Origin of the sequence: Pseudomonas sp. HMSC063H08, from assembly GCF_001813645.1 — a bacterium.
Lineage (GTDB): Bacteria > Pseudomonadota > Gammaproteobacteria > Pseudomonadales > Pseudomonadaceae > Pseudomonas > Pseudomonas aeruginosa.
Genome location: NZ_KV813635.1, coordinates 397 through 19,059, shown reverse-complemented (window position 1 = coordinate 19,059; position 18,663 = coordinate 397). Strand labels below are relative to the sequence as shown.

General features: G+C 68.4%; 16 protein-coding genes. 8 read left to right on the top strand and 8 right to left on the bottom strand.

The window, feature by feature from the left end; all coding sequences use genetic code 11:
- Nucleotides 1-91: 91 nt before the first annotated feature.
- The gene (locus tag HMPREF2924_RS32900) at nt 92-994 is read right to left on the bottom strand and encodes a LysR family transcriptional regulator (protein ID WP_023094754.1); all 903 of its coding nucleotides are present in this window, start codon (nt 992-994) and stop codon (nt 92-94) included.
- 140 nt (nt 995-1,134) lie between these two features.
- On the opposite strand from HMPREF2924_RS32900, the gene HMPREF2924_RS32895 reads away from it, so the two are divergent.
- Nucleotides 1,135-2,520: an MFS transporter gene (locus HMPREF2924_RS32895; RefSeq protein WP_044069207.1), complete on the top strand. Its 1,386-nt coding sequence runs from the start codon at nt 1,135-1,137 to the stop codon at nt 2,518-2,520.
- Between the two features lie 6 nt (nt 2,521-2,526).
- Here HMPREF2924_RS32895 and cynR read toward each other — a convergent pair whose 3' ends face one another.
- Nucleotides 2,527-3,414: a transcriptional regulator CynR gene (gene cynR, locus HMPREF2924_RS32890; RefSeq protein WP_003114874.1), complete on the bottom strand. Its 888-nt coding sequence runs from the start codon at nt 3,412-3,414 to the stop codon at nt 2,527-2,529.
- A 114-nt stretch (nt 3,415-3,528) separates the two neighbouring features.
- On the opposite strand from cynR, the gene cynT reads away from it, so the two are divergent.
- Both cynT and cynS read left to right on the top strand, forming a co-directional pair.
- Entirely contained in the window at nt 3,529-4,191 is a 663-nt protein-coding gene (gene cynT / locus HMPREF2924_RS32885; RefSeq protein WP_003128723.1) for a carbonic anhydrase CynT, read from the top strand.
- 39 nt (nt 4,192-4,230) lie between these two features.
- Entirely contained in the window at nt 4,231-4,701 is a 471-nt protein-coding gene (cynS, locus tag HMPREF2924_RS32880; RefSeq protein WP_003128725.1) for a cyanase, read from the top strand.
- Nucleotides 4,702-4,738: 37 nt separating this feature from the next.
- Here cynS and HMPREF2924_RS32875 read toward each other — a convergent pair whose 3' ends face one another.
- Together HMPREF2924_RS32875 and HMPREF2924_RS32870 are read right to left on the bottom strand one after the other, a co-directional pair.
- The gene (locus HMPREF2924_RS32875) at nt 4,739-5,692 is read right to left on the bottom strand and encodes a FecR family protein (protein WP_003128727.1); all 954 of its coding nucleotides are present in this window, start codon (nt 5,690-5,692) and stop codon (nt 4,739-4,741) included.
- Complete coding sequence (locus tag HMPREF2924_RS32870) at nt 5,689-6,195, bottom strand: sigma-70 family RNA polymerase sigma factor (RefSeq protein ID WP_003088700.1); 507 nt, start codon at nt 6,193-6,195, stop codon at nt 5,689-5,691. The genes HMPREF2924_RS32875 and HMPREF2924_RS32870 overlap by 4 nt, the downstream gene beginning before the upstream one ends.
- 328 nt (nt 6,196-6,523) lie before the next feature.
- Between HMPREF2924_RS32870 and HMPREF2924_RS32865 the strand changes: the two genes are divergently transcribed.
- Nucleotides 6,524-8,518 (top strand): alkaline phosphatase D family protein, encoded by a 1,995-nt coding sequence (locus HMPREF2924_RS32865; RefSeq protein ID WP_023094755.1) that lies wholly within the window; start codon nt 6,524-6,526, stop codon nt 8,516-8,518.
- 57 nt (nt 8,519-8,575) lie between these two features.
- Here HMPREF2924_RS32865 and HMPREF2924_RS32860 read toward each other — a convergent pair whose 3' ends face one another.
- The gene (locus HMPREF2924_RS32860; protein WP_003088696.1) at nt 8,576-8,872 is read right to left on the bottom strand and encodes an antibiotic biosynthesis monooxygenase family protein; all 297 of its coding nucleotides are present in this window, start codon (nt 8,870-8,872) and stop codon (nt 8,576-8,578) included.
- Nucleotides 8,873-9,453: 581 nt separating this feature from the next.
- Between HMPREF2924_RS32860 and cmrA the strand changes: the two genes are divergently transcribed.
- The 4 genes from cmrA (at nt 9,454) to HMPREF2924_RS32840 (ending at nt 14,197) form a co-directional block, all read left to right on the top strand.
- On the top strand, nt 9,454-10,386 hold the full coding sequence (cmrA, locus tag HMPREF2924_RS32855) for an AraC family transcriptional regulator CmrA (protein ID WP_023094756.1): 933 nt from the start codon (nt 9,454-9,456) through the stop codon (nt 10,384-10,386).
- 87 nt (nt 10,387-10,473) lie between these two features.
- Nucleotides 10,474-11,829, top strand: a complete 1,356-nt coding sequence (locus HMPREF2924_RS32850) for a hypothetical protein (RefSeq protein ID WP_023094757.1) — start codon at nt 10,474-10,476, stop codon at nt 11,827-11,829.
- 58 nt (nt 11,830-11,887) lie between these two features.
- Entirely contained in the window at nt 11,888-12,148 is a 261-nt protein-coding gene (gene yidD, locus HMPREF2924_RS32845) for a membrane protein insertion efficiency factor YidD (protein ID WP_003088692.1), read from the top strand.
- A 174-nt stretch (nt 12,149-12,322) separates the two neighbouring features.
- Nucleotides 12,323-14,197 (top strand): DUF3857 domain-containing transglutaminase family protein, encoded by a 1,875-nt coding sequence (locus tag HMPREF2924_RS32840; protein ID WP_023124842.1) that lies wholly within the window; start codon nt 12,323-12,325, stop codon nt 14,195-14,197.
- A 157-nt stretch (nt 14,198-14,354) separates the two neighbouring features.
- Here HMPREF2924_RS32840 and HMPREF2924_RS32835 read toward each other — a convergent pair whose 3' ends face one another.
- The 3 genes from HMPREF2924_RS32835 to HMPREF2924_RS32825 all read right to left on the bottom strand — a co-directional run bounded on the left by HMPREF2924_RS32835 (nt 14,355) and on the right by HMPREF2924_RS32825 (nt 18,465).
- Nucleotides 14,355-15,257, bottom strand: coding sequence for an RluA family pseudouridine synthase (locus HMPREF2924_RS32835; protein WP_003111649.1), 903 nt, complete (start codon nt 15,255-15,257; stop codon nt 14,355-14,357).
- Nucleotides 15,258-15,377: 120 nt separating this feature from the next.
- The gene (sstT, locus tag HMPREF2924_RS32830; protein WP_003088680.1) at nt 15,378-16,607 is read right to left on the bottom strand and encodes a serine/threonine transporter SstT; all 1,230 of its coding nucleotides are present in this window, start codon (nt 16,605-16,607) and stop codon (nt 15,378-15,380) included.
- Between the two features lie 487 nt (nt 16,608-17,094).
- Complete coding sequence (locus HMPREF2924_RS32825) at nt 17,095-18,465, bottom strand: APC family permease (RefSeq protein ID WP_003088677.1); 1,371 nt, start codon at nt 18,463-18,465, stop codon at nt 17,095-17,097.
- Nucleotides 18,466-18,663 lie beyond the last annotated feature (198 nt).

Sequence of the window (18,663 nt, the reverse complement as noted above, 5' to 3'; positions counted from 1 at the left end):
CCGCTACCGGCCTTGCCCCGCGTAGGGCGAATAGCCGCTTGCGGCTATCCGCCGGTCCGAACACGGCGTTATCCGCCCTGCCGCCCTCGGGTCAGTACGTCAGCGCCCCGCACCAGTGCGCGCTCTTCAGTTCCTCGTAGAGCGCGCCGATCTTCAGCGAGCACTGCCGCGACGGCGGGTAGATCAGCGACACCGGGCACAGCGGCGGTTCGAAGGGCTGGAGGATGCGTACCAGTCGATGCCGGCGGATCGCCTCCTCGGCCATGAAGCCCATCACCTGGACGATGCCCTGGCCGACCAGCGCCGCGTCGACCAGCGCGTCGGCCACGTCCAGCACCAGGTCGCCGCGCACCGCCAGGCTCAGCGGCTGGCCTTCGCGCTGGAACTGCCATTCCAGCAGCTTGCCGGTGTGCAGGTCGCGCACCGTCGGGCAGTTATGCCCGGCGAGTTGCTCCAGGCGCTCCGGCGTGCCGTGACTGCGCAGGTATTCCGGCGACGCCACCGTGACCCAACGCAACGCCGCCAGCGGCCGGGCGATCAGGCGCACGTCGCCGACCCGACCGAGACGCACGGCGGCGTCGAAGCCTTCCTCGGTGAGGTCGACCAGGCGGTCGGTCATCGCCGCCTCGATCTGCAACTGCGGGTAGCGCCGGGTCAGTTCGCGCAGCGCCGGCATGATCACGATCCGCCCGAGCGCCTGCGGGGTGGTGATCTTCAGCGGACCGCTCGGCGCGCACTGGCGGTCTACCAGCAACTTCTCGACTTCCTCCAGCTCCGCCAGCAAGGGTGCGCAGCGCTCGTAGAACAGCTGGCCGTCCGGGGTCAGGCTGACGCTGCGGGTGGTGCGGTGCAGCAGACGCACGCCGAGTTCGGCTTCCAGCCGGCCGATGGCGCGCGACAGGCCGGACTGGGTCAGACCGAGGGAAACGGCGGCCTGGGTGAAGCTACGGGTCTCGGCCACGCGGGCGAGCAACTTGACGGCATTCAGGTCCATGGCGATCTCATCGATGATTATTTTCATCAGTGAAAGGACGGAGAGGCTATTTATCACGATTCCAGCATGAGAAACACTGGCCGCGCCCAACCCAGACCAGGAGTCCCGCCGTGACGGACCGTGCCGCCCCTTCCAACTGGATGCTCGCCCTGCTCGCCTGCGCGCAACTGATCATCGCCCTCGACGCCACCATCGTGTTCGTCGCCCTGCCGGAAATCAGCCGGGCGCTGGATTTTTCGGCGCAACGCCTGCAATGGGTGGTGAGCGCCTATACGGTGGCCTTCGGCGGCTTCCTCCTGCTCGGCGGGCGCGCCACCGACCTGCTCGGCCGGCGCCGCATGTACGTCCTCGGGCAAAGCCTGTACGCCCTCGCCTCCCTCGCGGGCGGCCTGGCCCAGAGCGAGTTGCCGTTGATCCTCGCCCGCGCCGTGCAGGGCCTGGGTGGCGCGCTGCTGTTCCCGGCGACCCTGGCGCTGATCGGCAATCACTTCGCCGAGGGCCCGGCGCGCAATCGTGCCCTGGCGATCTGGAGCATCGCCTCGGCGTTCGGCCTGGCCCTCGGTTCGGCGCTCGGCGGCGCGCTCACCGAGCTGTTCGGCTGGGCCTCGATCTTCCTGGTCAACGTGCCGCTGGCCGGCGCCGCGGCGCTGCTCGCCCTGCGCCTGATCCCGGCCGACGCCCGGCGCCAGCGCGGACGGCGCTTCGACCTGGCCGGCGCGCTGACGGTCACCGCCGGCGCCACCCTGCTGGTCTTCGCCCTGGTCCAGGGTCCCGAGTCGGGCTGGGATGCGCCCTCGGTACGTTTCGGACTTTACCTTTCCGTCCCGCTGCTGCTGGCGTTCCTCGCCATCGAACACTACAGCCGCGACCCGCTGATGCCGCTGCGCCTGCTGGGCAACCGCAACCTGCAGGTGGCGATGCTGCTGACCGCGATCTTCATGAGCAGCTACGGCGTGCAGTACTACTTCCTGGCCATCTACTTCCAGTCGGTGTACGGCTACAGCGTGTTGCAGACCGGCCTGGCGTTCCTCCCGGCGACTCTGCTCTGTACCCTCGGTATCCGCGTCGCCGAGCGCCTGCTGGCCCGCCACGGGGCACGCGCGACGCTGGTCGCCGGCCTGCTGCTGGGCGCACTCGGGCTCGGCCTGCTGGCAGCGTGCCTGCCGCTGGGGCGCGGCTTCCTGGCGCTGCTGCCGGCCATCGTGATCCTCAGCGTCGGCCAGGGCATGACCTGGACCGCCATGTGGGTCAGCGCCGCCAGCGGCGTCGATCCCGCCGAACAGGGCGTCGCCTCGGGGATGGCCTCGATGACCCAGCAGATTGGCGGCGCGCTCGGCCTGGCCCTGCTGGTGGCGCTGGCCAACGCCCAGGTGCGCGGCGCCGATGCCGCCAGCCTGCTGGCCAGCCAGGCGCGCGGCATCGAATGGGTGACCGCGCTCAGCGCCCTGCTCGCCCTGTGCGGCGCCGCCCTGGCCCTGCGCCTGCGCCGCGAGGAGTCCGCGGCGTTGCAGCCGAGTCGCGGCTGATCCCGCTCAGGCGTCGCCCAGCTCGGCGCCGAGTTCCAGCGCCAGGGCCTGGAAGGCCAGGCGCGCGGCGCCGGGATGGCTGCCCTGGCGCCAGAACAGCGCTACCTGGCGGGTCGGCAGCGCCGGCCGCAGCGCCACGCAGCGCAACCCGGCCTGCTGGCGCGCCACCGCCTCCGGCAGGATGCTGGCCAGCCGTCCGCGGCGAACCACGTCGACGATGGCGCTGATCGAGTTCGCCTCCAGCGCCACCCGCGCCGTCACCCCTTGCTGGCGCAGGTAAGCGTCGATGTGCCGGCGCGTGGCGAAGTCGTCGCGCAACAACGCCAACGGCAACTCCGCCAGCGCTGCGGCGGCCAGCGGCGCGTCCGCCGCCGGGTGTTCCGCCCCCAGCACCAGGCCCAGGCGCTCCAGGTAGAGCGGCTGGCTGTCGATCTCCACTGAACCCGGCTCGCTGAAGGCCACGCCAAGGTCCAGGCGATCGTCGATCAGCGCCGCCTCCAGGGCGTCCTGGGGCAACTCCTCGAGGCTCAACTCGATGCCCGGATAGCGCTGATTGAACGGATCCACCAGGGCGCCCACTAGATAGCAGGTGAAGGTCGGCGTCATGCCCAGGCGCAGGCGGCCGCGACTGAGGTCGCGCACCTCATGGATCGCCCGTTGCGCCGCTTCCAGCTCGCGCAAGGCACGCCGCGCATGAAGCAGGTACAGCTCGCCGGCATCGGTGGGACGCACGCTCCTGCCGGAGCGGTCGAGCAATTGCACGCGCAGTTGCTCTTCCAGTTGCCGCACCTGCTGCGACAGGGTCGGCTGCGAAACGTGCAGCGCCTCGGCGGCGCGGGTGAAGTTGCGATGCTCGGCGACAGCGAGCAGGTAGCGCAGGTGGCGAAGCAGCATGGAAACATCCAACTATAGGCCAGACCAATGATTGGAATAATAAACCGGTCTTGGACCCTATGGCTCAATCCGCGCATCCTGGCCCCACCATTCGACGGCCAGGAGCCCAGCGCCATGCGTGACATCATCGACGGCTTTCTCCGCTTCCAGCGCGACGCCTACCCGGCGCGCTCGCAACTGTTCAAGTCCCTGGCCACCCGGCAAGCCCCCAAGGCGCTGTTCATCGCCTGCTCGGACAGCCGGGTGGTCCCCGAGCTGCTGACCCAGCGCGAGCCCGGCGAACTCTTCGTGATCCGCAATGCCGGCAACATCGTCCCCGGCTACGGGCCGCAGCCCGGCGGGGTCAGCGCCTCGGTGGAATACGCGGTGGCGGTGCTCGGGGTCGGCGACATCGTGGTCTGCAGCCACTCGGACTGCGGCGCGATGGGCGCCATCGCGTCCTGCGCCTGTCTCGACCAGCTGCCGGCGGTGGCCGGCTGGTTGCACCACGCCGAGGCCGCACGGGCGATGAACAGCGCCCACGAACACGCCTCCGAGGCGGCGCGGCTGGACGCCCTGGTGCAGCACAACGTGATCGCCCAACTGGCCAACCTGCGCACCCACCCCTGCGTCGCCCGCGCCCTGGAACAGGGTCGGCTGAACCTGCACGGCTGGGTCTACGACATCGAAAGCGGCCGCATCGACGCCCTCGACGGCGCCAGCCGGCGCTTCGTCTCCCTCGCCGAGCATCCCGAAGTGCGCGCGGTAGGCGGCGCACCCGGGCAGGCGGTCGCCTGAATCCCTTCCCTCACAACCACCCGCAAGGAGAGTCATCCCATGCAACACAGCCAAGTGTCCCCCAACGCGCGCCAGCAACTGGCCGAGACCGTGGTCCTGAACAAGGCCCGCCTGGGCCTGTCCTGGCAGGATCTGGCCGACGGCACCGGTTTCGCCCTGACCTTCGTCACCGCCGCCCTGCTCGGCCAGCATGCCCTGCCAGAGACGGCGGCGCGCAAGATCGCCGCCCAACTCGGCCTGGACGACGACGCGGTGCTCCTGCTGCAAAGCATCCCGCTGCGCGGCAGCATTCCCGGCGGCATTCCCAGCGACCCGACCATCTATCGCTTCTACGAGATGCTGCAAGTCTACGGCAGCACCCTGAAGGCACTGGTCCACGAACAGTTCGGCGACGGCATCATCAGCGCGATCAACTTCAAGCTGGACATCAAGAAGGTCGAGGACCCGGAAGGCGGCTCGCGGGCGGTGATCACCCTCGACGGCAAGTACCTGCCGACCAAACCGTTCTGAAGCGTCGCGCCGCCCGGCTCGCCGCCGGGCGCGCGCCTCAGCGGCTGGCGATGCTGACCCAGTAGGGCCCGTGGTAGTCGATCCGGATCGGCAGGCTCTGCTCCAGCAATGCCAGCGCCACGCCGCTGTCGTCCAGCGGGTAGATACCACTGACGCGCAGCGCCGCCGCGTCGTCGGCGACGCTGACGATGCCGCGGCGATAGGCGCGCAACGCCTCCAGTACCTCCCCCAGCGGACGGTCGCGGACCTCCAGCCGGCCATCCAGCCAGGCGCTCTCGCCGCCTTCGGCAGGACCTCGGGCGAGAATCGCCGAGGCGTCGAAACGCGCGCTCTGGCCGCGCTCCAGCAGGCATTGCCGTCCGTCGGCAGTGGTGATCCGCACCCGCGACTCGAGCACCACCACTCGCGAGCTGGCGCCGTCATCGCTGACCTGGAAGCGGGTTCCCTGCGCCTCGACCTGGCCACGCCCGGTGTCGACGACGAACGGCCGCGCCGGATCCCGTGCCACGTCAACCAGCAGGCGGCCCTCGCGTAAGCGCAGGCGACGCCGGTAGCCATCGAATTCGGGGCGTACCCGGCTGCGCGCGTCCAGCACCAGTTGGCTGCCATCCTCCAGGCGGAAGCTCTGGCGTTGTCCGGTGCCGGTATACAGGTCGCCGGGCCAGGGGAAGCCGACGATGCCGATCCGCCCCAGCGCCAGCGTCGCCACGCCGAACGCCGCCAGGCCGAGGCTGCGCTGGAGAAACCGGCGACGGGCGGACGGCGCCTCGAGCGCGCCGATCAATTGCTCGGCGCGCAAGCCGTGCAAGGGCTCGTCGCGAAACGACTGCAAGCCCAGGCTGAGCCGGTCGAACACCGCACCGTGCTCGGCGTCGGCCTGGCGCCACTGCTGGAACGCCAGGCGCTCCTCGGCGCCGGCATGGCCGGATTGCAGCAGCGCCATCCACTGCGCCGCTTCGTCGAGGATGCGTTCGCGCCTTCCCTGGCTCATTCGGCAAGCACCTGGTAGCACTGCTTGAAGCCCTCGACCATGTACTGGTGGATGCGGCTGACGGAAACCTCCAGCAAGCCGGCGATCTCCACGTAGGTCAGTCCGCCGATCTGGCTATGGATGAAGGCGGCGCGGGCCTTCGGCGACAGCCCGGCGAGCATGCGCTCCAGGCGCAGCAGGGTTTCCACCACCTGGGCCTGCTCCTCGGCGGACGGCGCGAGGGCCTCCGGAAGCCCGGCCAGGCTTTCCAGGTAGGCGCGTTCCAGGTCCTGGCGCCGCCAGCCGTCGTACATCAACCGGCGGGCGATGGTGGTGAGCAGCGCGCGCGGCTCGCGGATGCTTGCCGGGTCCGGCAGGGCGAGGACCTTGAGGAAGGTTTCCGAGGCGATGTCCTCGGCGCTGTGGGGGCAGCCGAGGTAGCGCCGCAGGCGCCCGCTCAGCCAGGAATAATCGTTCTGGAACATCAGGCCGACGAGGCGATTGCGTGTCTGATCCATGCCCATTCCGCACTCTCGTGCTACGGGCCTGCGCCACCGGGCGTCGGGGTGGCAGGCGAAACCTTGATCGGCGGGAGGCGGCGCCGACGTCGGATTGCACGTGTCCCTCCCGCAAACAGCGATGGCAGGCCGCCGGGGCCTGCGCGGAAGGCAATATGCCGCAGAAGCCAGAACGCAAAAAAGAATATTAATTAAGGTGTACTTAACTTTTTGGCATTAGAAGATCGTCGTCCGCCGACGACTGTCGTCATTCCTTACGAAATGGCAACGCCGCGAGCCGCGGAAAGCGGCATACTCGTCAGCTTGTTTCGCCGCGTCGACAGCGCCCGCACCAATGTCCGCCTCGCTCCCCAACGACACCCCGCCCAACGACACCCTGCCCCTGGTCCTGGCCGGCCCCCTGCTGCGCCGCGCAGAGCCCGAGCGCCTGGTGTTCTGGCTGGCCACGTCATGCCCGACGACCATCGAACTGATCCTCGCCAGCGAAGGCGAGGCGGAGCGTCGGATCCGCCTCGCGGAAGGAACCCACTCGGCCATCCGCATCGGCACCCATGCCTGGCTGCACCTGCTGGATGTCGCGCTCGACCCGCCGTTGCCCTGCGCCCGCCTGGTCGACTACGACCTGCGTCTGGCCGCCGACGGCCGGGAGCCCGCGGGAATCGCCGAATGGGCGCCGCATCTGCTCTACCCCGGTCGCCAGCGCGCCAGCCTGGTGCTCAAGCCACGTCTCGACCAGTTGCTCCACGGCTCCTGCCGCAAGCCGCATCACCCGGCGGCCGATGGCCTGCTGCAGGTCGACCGGCTGCTGGAGGAAAACCTGCTGCAGGCCGAAAGCCGCCCGGCGTTGCTGATGATGAGCGGCGACCAGGTCTACGCCGACGACGTCGCCGGGCCGATGCTGGTGGCCATCCATGGGCTGATCCGCCGCCTCGGCCTGTACGGCGAACACCTGGAAGGCGCGCTGGTGGACGACAGCGAGGCGCTCTACGCACACCCGGCCACCTACTACCGGCGCGAGGACCTGCTGCCCGCCTTCAAGTCCAACGAAGCCCTGCGCGAGCGCTTCTTCGGCGGGGTGAAGAAGCCGATCTTCACCTCGGCCAACGCCCACAACCATCTGGTCGGCCTGGCCGAGGTGCTGGCGATGTACCTGCTGGTCTGGTCGCCGGCGCCCTGGCGCCTGGTCAGGCTGGAACCGCCGCCGGGGCTGGATGCGCGGCACGCGCAGCGCTTCGCCGACGAGCGCCGGCACATCGAAGCCTTCCGCGATGGCCTGCCCGGCGTGGCGCGGGCACTGGCGCATATCTCGTCGCTGATGATCTTCGACGACCACGACATCACCGACGACTGGAACCTTTCCGCGCGCTGGGAGCTGACCGCCTACGGCCATCCGTTCTCCCGGCGGATCATCGGCAACGCCCTGCTCGCCTACCTGCTCTGCCAGGGCTGGGGCAACGACCCGCAGCATTGCGGCGAATGGCTGGCGCCGGTCGCGGCCCTGATGGAGGGCGCCGCGGCAGACGGCCGGCTGCCCTGCGCCGAGCAGGACCGCCTGCTCGATGCCCTGCTCGACTTCCAGCACTGGCACTACCGGTTGCCTGGCAGCCCGACCCTGATCGTCCTCGACACGCGCACCCGCCGCTGGCGCAGCGAGCGCAACCTGGGCCGGCCCTCCGGGCTGATGGATTGGGAGGCGCTGAGTGAACTCCAGCAGGACCTGCTCGGCGAAAAGGCGGCGATCATCGTGTCGCCGGCGCCGATGTTCGGGGTCAAGCTGATCGAGGGCGTGCAGAAGCTCTTCAGCTGGATCGGCCAGCCGCTGCTGGTCGATGCGGAAAACTGGATGGCCCATCGCGGCGCGGCCTCGGTGATGATGAATATCTTCCGCCACTCGCGCACGCCGGGTAACTACCTGATCCTTTCCGGCGACGTGCATTACTCCTTCGTCTACGACATCCGGATTCGCCACCGCGAGCGCGGGCCCCGGCTCTGGCAGATCACCAGCAGCGGGATCAAGAACGAATTCCCGCGACGCCTGCTGGACTGGTTCGACCGCCTCAACCGCTGGCTCTATGCGCCCTGGTCGCCACTGAACTGGCTGACCCAGCGGCGCAGCCTGGAAATCCGCCCGCGCGTTCCGCAGCACAGCCAGGCCGGCGAGCGCCTGTGGAACAGCGCCGGGATCGGCCAGGTATTCATTGGCGAGGACGGCCGTCCGCGCGCGGTGTTGCAGGTCAATGCCGATGGCTCGCCGGCGACCGCCTTCGAGCGACATCGCGACGTCGAAGACGAACGAGCGGACCAGTCGCCGGTCGCGCCGGATCGCTGAGACGCCAGAACAAGGGGGACAGGCGGACGCCGCGCCGCGTCATCCGCCCGCCCGGTTTCAGAACGGCCGCTCCTGCACGTCCAGGGTCGCCGCCAGCGCTTGCCAGAGCACCTCGGCGAAGACCCGCTGGGCGTCGCCGGACAGGTACGCCTGCATGGCAGCTTCATCGCTCCACTCGCTGTGCAACAGCCACAGGTCGGCGTCCCCGTCCGCCTGGCGCAGTTCGTAGCGCAGGCAACCGGGCGCGGCCTGGCCCGCCTGCGCCAGCTCTTGCAGGCGCAGGCCGAGGCGGTGCGACTGGCCGCTGCGGGCGCGAATGCTGACCAGGTGACTGGCCCGATTGAACGCTGGCATGCTCTCTGCCTCCTCGACATGGATTCGCCGCTGCGCAAGCGGCACCAGGAGTGGAAGGGCCGGCGGCGCCGAGACGCCGGCCGGCCGCTGTGGGGTGTAAGGGTGACGCATGTGCCCTGCCTCCGATTACCAGTTGCCGGGATGGGTCCGCGCCAGCGTGCCGCCCGCGGCGGGGCCGGCAGGCGAACGGGAAGGCGTGTCGGGGACCAGAGCGCCGTCGCGCGACCGCGAACGGGAGGCGCCCGGCGCGCGCTCCGGCGGCACGCCGCCCGATGACAGTCTGGCCTGTTGATTTGACATAGGTGTGTCCCCCTGCAGGTATTTCCCATCGGCATGACGGAGATTCCGCCATGCCAGCCAGATTAGGGGGACGGCGCGGGGAATCGGTAGACGGATACTGTCGGGTTCTTGCCTGAAACTGCCGCGTTCCGGTTTTTTCTCATCCGCTTGCGCCCGGTGAAACGAGCTGGCTTGCCTGTTCCTGGCGAATGCTTGCCTGATCCTGCCATCGCGCAGCGCGATGGATGCCTGTCGCCGCGACGCGCGCTAGTCTTGGGAAGGTTTCCCCCGCGAGTCCCCGCATGAGCGAAAACACCCCGCTTCTTTCCGTCGATCTCCCCGCCGAATTGCGCCAGCGCCAGAGCGAACTGGCGCAGTCGCTGCTCAGGCATTGCCCCCGCGACGGTATCTACGGCACCGCCGTCGAACCCCTCGCCCTGATCCGCGCCGACGGCCCCACCCTGCCGGCGCGCGGCATGCACAAACCTGCCCTGTGCATCATCGCCCAGGGCCGCAAGGAGGTGCAGTTGGCCGAGGAACGCTATATCTACGATCCGTTGCACTACCTGGTGGTCTCGGTCACCCTGCCGCTGGCCGGCCAGGTGATCGACGCCTCGCCGGACGCGCCCTACCTCTGCGTCCGGCTGGATATCGACCCGGCGGAAATCACCCAGTTGATCTCCGACGCCGGGCCCATGGAAGTGGCCAGCCGGCGCGGCGACCGCGGCCTCTACGTCGACCGTATCGACGCCAGCCTGCTGGATGCGGTGCTGCGCCTGATCCATCTGCTGGACAGCCCGCGCGACATCCCGATGCTGGCGCCGCTGATCCTCCGCGAGATTTTCTACCGGCTGCTGCGCAGCAGCCAGGGCCAGCGCCTGCACGAGATCGCCATCGCCGACAGCCAGGCCCACCGCATCACCCGCGCCATCGACTGGATCAACCAGAACTACGGCAAGCCGCTGCGCATCGAGCAACTGGCCCAGGTGGTCAACCTCAGCCCCTCGACCCTGCACCACCGCTTCAAGGCCGTGACCGCGATGAGCCCGTTGCAGTACCAGAAGCAGCTGCGCTTGCAGGAAGCACGCCGGCTGATCTTCAGCGAGGGCCTGGAAGTGGCCGCCGCCGGCTACCGGGTCGGCTACGAAAGCCCGTCGCAGTTCAGCCGCGAGTACAGCCGGCTGTTCGGCGCCCCGCCGCTGCGCGACCTGGCGCGGGCGCGCAACACCGCCTAGGGGAACGCGGCAGCGGCCGCGACGGTCAATCGGGAAGCGGCGGGATACCTTCGTCGCCCCGACCGACCTTGCGCAACCGTACCCGCCATGACCCGAGCCCTGCCCCTGCTCCTGCTTGCCCTGTCCCTTCCCGCCGCGGCGACGGACAGCGAGTCGTTCGCCCGCCGCTACCTGGCCTATGCCCATGCCGTCGGCCAGCACAGCGAACGACTCTGGCCCGGCTGGCGGATGGCCGACAAGGCCTTCCTCTACAGCGATGGCCGCAGTACCTGGGTCGCCGATGCCGAAGGCCGCGCGCAGCGCACCACCGCGGCGGGCGACAGCGACCCGGCTCTCGACCTGAGCTATGCCTTTCCGCATTACCGGGGCCGTCCGGCGGTGCTGCTGCAGATCAGCGCCGCGCACCTGCGGAGCAATACCGGCAATAGCGAGACGCTGGCCGCCATCGGCCCGCACGAAGCCTTCCATCGCTACGCCCAGGAAGACTGGCCGGGCCTGCGCAAGCCCGGCGGCTATCGCGGCGACCTGGCCACGCTCGACCCGCGCCCGCGGGAATACCGCTATGCCCTGTTCCAGTCGCTGCTCCAGGCCCTGCGCACGCCCGGGCAGCGCGACAGCTACCTGAGCGACGCCCAGGGCTGGCTGCGCCGCTGGCGCGAAGCGGCTCCCGAGGAAAGCCGGCTGGCGGCGCAGGTCGATCTCAGCGAAGGCACCGCGCGCTACATCGAGATGGCCGCCGCCGCGCGCTACCGCAGCGATTTCGCCGAGGACCCGCAACGCTATCGACAGGCGCTGCGGGAGTACGCGCTGGCCTTCTACGATGCCAACGAGATCGGCGTCGGCGTCGACAGCGAAGCCTACGAGATCGGCGCGCTGGCCGGAGTGCTGCTGGACCTGCGCGACGACGACGCGGACTGGAAGGAAGCCGCGATAGCCGGCACCTGGCCGCTGGACTACCTGCTGCGCGACCAGCCTCCGGCCTGGAGCGAACTTCCCGACGACGCGCGGGCGCGCGGCGAGCGCTACCGGCGCGAGATGGGCGCCACCCGCCAGCGCCTGGTCGAGTTGCAGGAGGCCTTCGCCGACCCACGGCGACCGCTGCTGGTGATCCCGCAACCGCGCCGCACCATCGGCTTCACCACGGCGGCCAGCAAGGTGCGCGGGGGCTTCTACGTTCTTGCCGACGGGCCGTTCCGCCAGGCCTACCTCGGCGCGCGCTGGAATGTCGGCGAGCTGACCCTGGACGGCGTCGACTACCTGGAGGGCGACGCCGAGGCGTACTGCCCGGGCTACGGCCGTTCGGCACTGATTCCATTGCGCGGAGGCGCTTGGCGCGAGGGCACGCTGGCGCCGGAAGAACCCGGCCTGCGCGGCCGCCTGGCGACTGCTCGCAGCCTCGTCGACGGGCGGACCCTTTATTGCGCGGCGGAGAATGCTCCTTGAGGACCGACAACGGCGCTACAATGCCCGCTCGCCGCCGCAACCCCGCCGAGGGCTCGCCATGAAGTTCCTGCTGATCGGGCTGATCCGCTTCTACCAGTACGCAATCAGCCCGCTGATCGGTCCCCGCTGCCGCTTCTACCCCAGTTGCTCGCACTACACCCTGGAAGCCATCCGCGTACATGGCGCGCTGCGAGGCGGCTACCTCGGCGCGCGCCGGCTGCTGCGCTGCCACCCCTGGCACCCGGGCGGCTACGACCCGGTTCCGGAGCGCCAGGAACAGGCGTGCGCCTGCCACAGAACGGCAAAGCCCGGCGAATGAAGCCGGCGAAAAGATCGCAACGGCGACATCCCGCACATAACCGGACCCGCCGGTCGACATGCGGAATTGATAAAACCTATCATTCAGGGTCCATCTCCCCGGCTATCGCCCGGCGCCCCCTTGCGCCCGACTACGCCGGGGAGTTCCGCTCAAACGTTTCATCCTGAGGCTCCGATGCCCCGTCATCCCTTCTCCCCTTCCTTCCTCGCCGCCAGCGTCTTCTGCGCCGCCACCCCGGCCCTCGCCGCGCTGCAACCGATCGCCGAGGCGCCGCTGGCCGGCGAAACCGAGTTCCGCTGCCAGTTCAACGCCGACAACAGCACCGATTGCGTGAGCACCTACAGCTTCACCATCCTCAAGCCGAGCGGCCGCGAGATGCTCTCGCGCATCGATCGCAGCTACGCGGAGACCGATAGCCTGATCGTGGAGAAGGCCGAGCTGACCCAGCCCGGCGGCAAGCCGGTGCCGCTGGACCAGTCGCAGATCGATACGCGCACCGCGCCGAACCCGGACCAGGGCTTCCTGCGCGAACGCCAGACCTCCCTGGCGTTCCCCAACCTGCGCGTCGGCACCCGCATCAGCTACACCCTGCGCGAGCACTTCACCGCCAAGCCGCTGAGCACCCAGTTCCACTACATCCTCAGCCGCCCGCCGATGCCGGTGCGCGACGACCGCTTCGTCGCCGAGTTCAAGGCCGAGCGGCCGATCTTCGTGCGCAGCGAGCTGATGGACGCCTATCGCATCGAACAGAGCGCCGACAAGAAGACCCTCAAGGTCAGCCTGAAAAAGCCGCAATACACCAACTACATCAACGAAGCCGGCAACGCCTACCTGCGCCATACCCCGCGCCTGGAGCTGGGCAGTTCGCTGGACCTGCAGGACAACTTCGGCCCGTTCGCCGCGCGCTACAACGAGATCCTCGCCGCGGAGCTGCCCAAGGGCGCCGCGGCGGCCGTCGCCGCGGTGAAGGGCAAGCCGGCCCGCGAGCAGGTCGCCGGCCTGATGCAGTACATCAACGACACCTACCGCTACCTGGGCGACTGGCGCGCCAGCGAGCGCGGCTACGTGCCCTTCTCCCTGGCGGAGATCGAGCGCAATGGCTACGGCGACTGCAAGGACCTGGCGATCCTCCTCGCCGCCATGCTCAAGGCCGCCGGGATCAAGGCCGAACCGACCCTGGTCAGCCGCGGCGACGTGGTCTGGGACCTGCTGGTGCCCGGCATGTACGCGCCGAACCATGCCATCGTCCGCGCCGAGGAGGACGGCAAGACCTGGTGGCTGGACCCGACCAACCCGGTGTTCGCTCCCGGCCGCACCATGCCCGACATCCAGCAGCGCTGGGCGCTGGTGCTGGGCGCCGACGGCAAGGTGCGGCGCGACGAGATTCCCCTGGAAGCGCCCGGCGACACCCTGCGCGTGACCCGCAGCGAGCATTACACCCATGACGGCGAGGCCCGGGTCGAGTCGCGCGTGGAGCTGTCCAATGCGCCGCTGATGCAGCTCAGCGTCGCCGATCGCCAGCGCGGCCGCACGAGCACCGACCAGGACCTGTGCCGCAACTTCGCCAAGGAAGGCAGCGACTGCGTGCTGGAGCGCGACGACAGCCAGTTCGTGCTGCCGCCCAGCTATACGATCAGTGCCAGGCTTACCGACCGCCGCGCCCTCGACCGGCTCGGCGGAGAGTATTTCTACAACCGCCAGGACCTGGCCAGCCAGTGGGACGCGTTCGCCAAGTACCGCAGCGAAGGCCAGTTGGCCGAGCTGTACCTGGGCGAACCGCAGATCACCTCCTACGACATCAGCCTGTCCGGCGGCAAGACCGACGAGCCGGCGCACAGTTGCGAGATCCGCAGCCCCTGGTTCGACATCGACCTGCAGGCCGAACCGGCCAAGGACGGCGGCTACCACTATCGCTACCGGGAAGTGCAGAAGACCAGTTGGCTCAACCACGACGAGATCAACAGCGCCGAGTTCGGCAAGCTGATCGAGCAGAGCCGCGGTTGCGTCGAGCAACTGCGCCTGGTGGTCAAGCTGGACAAGCGTCCCTGAGCGACGCGCGCCCGCTCCGGCGGGCGCGTCCAGCCGCACAGCGGGCGATTCTTCTACTCGCCCGCGCAGCCCTCCAGGCCGAGCGCCTGCTCATAGAAACGCGCCATGCGCTCCGGGTCGGCGACGTACGCCAGCATTCCGCTGGCGAGCCTGTCGCCTACACCTGCCAATCGAGCCGCAGCCCGGATTCGAACGTACGCCTCTCCCCGCTCAGCGGGTCGTCGAAGCGCAGCCCCCTGGCCAGCAGCTTGAGCGGCCGCCGGTAATCGTCGGGGCTGTCCTCGGCGTCCAGCAGCTCGGGATAGAACCCGTCGTTCTGGATACCCGCGCCGAGTGCCGCGAGGTGCACGCGCAGCTGGTGCTTCTTGCCGGTCACCGGATACAGCCGGTAGCGCCACCAGCGGCCGTTGCGCTCGGCGACCTCGATGCGCGTCTCGCTGTTCGGCTCGCCCTCGCCTTCGCGCATGCGGAAGAACGGCTCGCCGGGCACCAGGCGGGTCCTGCGCAGCAACGGGAAGTCCAGTCGCGGCAAGGCCGGAGCGATCGCTTCGTAGTACTTGTCGATGCGCCGCTCGCGGAACAGCGCCTGGTAGCGCCCGCGGCTGCCGGGATTGGTCGAGAACAGCACCAGCCCGGCGGTATGCCGGTCGATCCGATGCAGCGGCACCAGGTCGCGATTGCCGGTGCTGCGGGCCAGCCGCGCCAGGAGCGTCTGCTCGACATAGCCGCCGGCCGGCATCACCGGCAGGAAGTGCGGCTTGTCCGCCACCAGCAGATGCTCGTCGCGGTACAGGATGCGCGCCTCGAAAGGGATCGGCGCCTCCGCCGGCAACTCGCGGAAGTAGTGCACACGCAGGCCTTCGCGATACGCCGCCTGCGGGCCCAGCGCACGCCCCTCGGCGTCCAGCACCCGGCCCCGCTGCATGCGCGCCAGCCAGGTGTCGCGGTCGATGGCCGGGAAACGCGCGCAGAGACAATCGAGCACGGTGCTCCAGGGGCCGGCCGGCAGATGCAGGGTGCTGGCGCGGAGACTGGCGTCGGGCAAGGAAGGAGACGACATGCGGCAACTCGGGAAGGACGGGCGACCATTAGGCCGCAGCGCGGCGCACAGGTCAAAGCGCGCCGGAGCGAAACGAAGAAACCGCCCGAGGGCGGTTTCTTCCGTGATCCAGGGATCGAATCAGGCGGCGCTCGCCTTGCGCTCCTCCGCCAGGCAGGCGGCGGCGGTGAACAGCACGTCGGTCGAGGAGTTCAGCGCCGTCTCCGCGGAGTCCTGGAGAATCGCGATGATGAAGCCTACCGCTACCACCTGCATCGCCACCTCGCTGGGAATCCCGAACAGGCTGCAGGCCAGCGGGATCAACAGCAGCGAGCCGCCGGCCACGCCGGATGCGCCGCAGGCGCAGACCGACGCCACCACGCTGAGCAGGATCGCGGTCGGTACGTCCACGGCGATGCCCAGGGTATGCACCGCTGCCAGGGTCAGCACGGTGATGGTGATCGCTGCGCCGGCCATGTTGATGGTCGCGCCCAGCGGGATCGACACCGAATAGGTGTCTTCGTGCAGGCCCAGGCGCTCGCAGAGCTGCAGGTTGACCGGGATATTGGCTGCCGAGCTGCGGGTGAAGAACGCGGTCATGCCGCTTTCGCGCAGGCAGGTCAGCACCAGCGGATAGGGATTGCGGCGGATCTTCAGGAACACGATCAGCGGGTTGACCACGAAGGCCACGAACAGCATGCAGCCGAGCAACACCACCAGCAGGTGGGCATAGCCTTTCAGGGCCTCGACGCCGGACTCGGCGAAGGTCGAGGCGACCAGGCCGAAGATGCCCAGCGGGGCGAAGCGGATCACCACCTTGACGATCAGCGAGACGCCGTTGGACAGCTCGGAGAGCAGGTTGCGGGTGGTATCGCTGGCGTGGCGGAAAGCGATGCCGAGGCCGATGGCCCAGGCCAGGATGCCGATGAAGTTGGCCGAGATCAGGGCGTTGACCGGGTTGTCCACCACGCTCAGCAGCAGGGACTGGAGCACCTCGGCGATGCCGCCCGGAGGCGACATCTCGCCCGGATGGCTGGCCAGCACCAGGCTCGAGGGGAAGGCGAAGCTGGCGATCACCGCCACCACCGCGGCGCTGAAGGTGCCGACCAGGTACAGCAGCAGGATCGGCCGGATATGGGTCTGCTGGCCTTGCCTGTGGTTGGCGATGGATGCCATCACCAGGACGAACACCAGTACCGGCGCGACGGCCTTCAGCGCGGAAACGAAGACCTTGCCGATGAAGCCGACCTTGAGCGCGGCGGCCGGGAAGAAGCTGGCGAGCAGCAGGCCGGCGATCAGGCCGACGATGATCTGGCCCACCAGGCTGGTACGCGTCAGCAGATGAAGCAGGGGACGTTCAGGGTATGTCATGCAGATTTCTACTCTTATAGGTGTGTCGAAGGCCGGCCCAGGCAGCTTCCATGCCGAACGACCCTGTGCCGTTCCGCCCCCGCGAAGGGATGGTTCGAGCGAGCCGGGTAGTCTAGGGAAGGACGCGCAGCACCACAGGAAACACCGACCAGCGGATACCGGGCTCCCCCGCCACGGCCATCGAACCGGATCGGGACGGCGTGGATTCTAGCCGTGTCTGCGCTTTTTGGGGGCGTCCAATTCTGTCTGGATTCGGACATGTCGTCGCAGGTGCATTGCCAGCCGGGAGGCCGGAAACCCCTGTGAAAAGGAGGGAAAACGCGGAATTCGCTGTCTGCAGATAGCCAAAGCCCGCCGTGAGGCGGGCTTCAGATGGGGGGCTAGTCCGTTAGCCATGGGTCCATGATTGACCCGTCACCGTGAAAATTTCGTGAAGATTACCAAACTTTTTCCTTCACTTTTTCGCTGAATCCATTCACCGCTCGCCTCACTGGGTCGGGCTCAGTTCGCTCTCCTGGAAGCGCGGCGGCGGACGGCTGAAGCTGCGGGTCAGGTAGAACAGGTAGCCGAAGCCCAGCCCGGCCCAGATCAGCCCCATCACCAGCGAGGTGCTTTCCAGGTTGAGCCAGAGCACCGCGACGATGGCCGCGCCGAGCAGCGGCAGGACCAGGTAGTGGAAATGCTCCTTGAGGCTGCGGTTGCGCCCGCCGCGCACATAGAAATGCACGATCACCGAGAGATTGACGAAGGTGAAGGCCACCAGGGCGCCGAAATTGATCAGCGCGGTCGCCGTCACCAGGTCGAAGGAGATCGCCGAAAGCGCCACCATGCCCACGATCAGCACGTTGATCGACGGCGTGCGCCATTTCGGATGGACGAAGCCGAAGATCCGCTCCGGCAGCACGTTGTCCCGCCCCATCACGTACAGCAGGCGCGACACGCTGGCCTGGGAGGCCAGGCCAGACGCCAGGGTATTGATGAAGGTGGCGCAGAGGAAGATCGACTGGAACAGCTTACCGCCGACGTACAGGGCGATTTCCGGCAACGCCGCGTCGGGTTCCTTGAAGCGTACGTTGGTCGGGAAATAGGACTGCAGGAAATACGACACGGTGATGAAGATCACCCCGCCGTACAGCGCGGTGAGGAAGATCGCTCGCGGGATCACCTTGGCGGCGTCGCGGGTTTCCTCGGACAGCGTGGTCACCGCGTCGAAACCGAGGAAGGAAAAGCAGAGGATCGTCGCCCCCGCCACCATCGCCGAGAGATGCGCGTGCTCGGAGAAGAACGGCTGGGTGCTGAGCACCGTGGCGGTCCCCTCCCCGTTGTTCAGGCCATGGATCACCAGGCCGATGAAGACCACGATGATCGCCAGCTGGACCAGCACGAAGACGGTGTTGAAATTGGCGACCAGGTTCACGCTCTTGATGTTGATGAGGGTCATGATCAGCACGAACATCACCACCCAGACCCATGGCGCGACCTCGGGGAACAGTGCGGTCAGGTAGATCTTCGCCAGCAGCGCGTTGATCATCGGCAGGAACAGGTAGTCCAGCAGCGACGACCAGCCGACCATGAAGCCGACATGGGGATTGATCGCCCGTTGCGCGTAGGTATAGGCCGAGCCTGCGGTGGGGAACTGGCGGACCAGCTTGCCGTAGCTGATTGCGGTGAACAGCACGCCGGCGAGGGCCAGCAGGTAGGCGGTGGGCACGTGTCCCTGGGAAATCCCGGATACGATGCCGAAGGTGTCGAAGACGGTCATCGGGGTCAGGTAGGCCAACCCGATCATGACGATCTGCCACAACTTGAGGGACTTGCGAAGCTGGGTTCGTTCTGCGGTGGGGGGAGGATTCGACATGGGTATGCTTGCCTCGATTTCTTCTTTTTCTAATGCACAGCAAAGGAAGGCGGACGGGCGGAAACCGCAGGCTTGCCGCCGTCTACCTTCAGCAAGGGTGGGAACCTCGACGGAAGAACGGGCGGGCGGCGCCGGACCGGAGCCGCCCGCCCATGCTCACACGGTGTGCAGGTACCAGTTGTACTCGAGGTCGGAGAT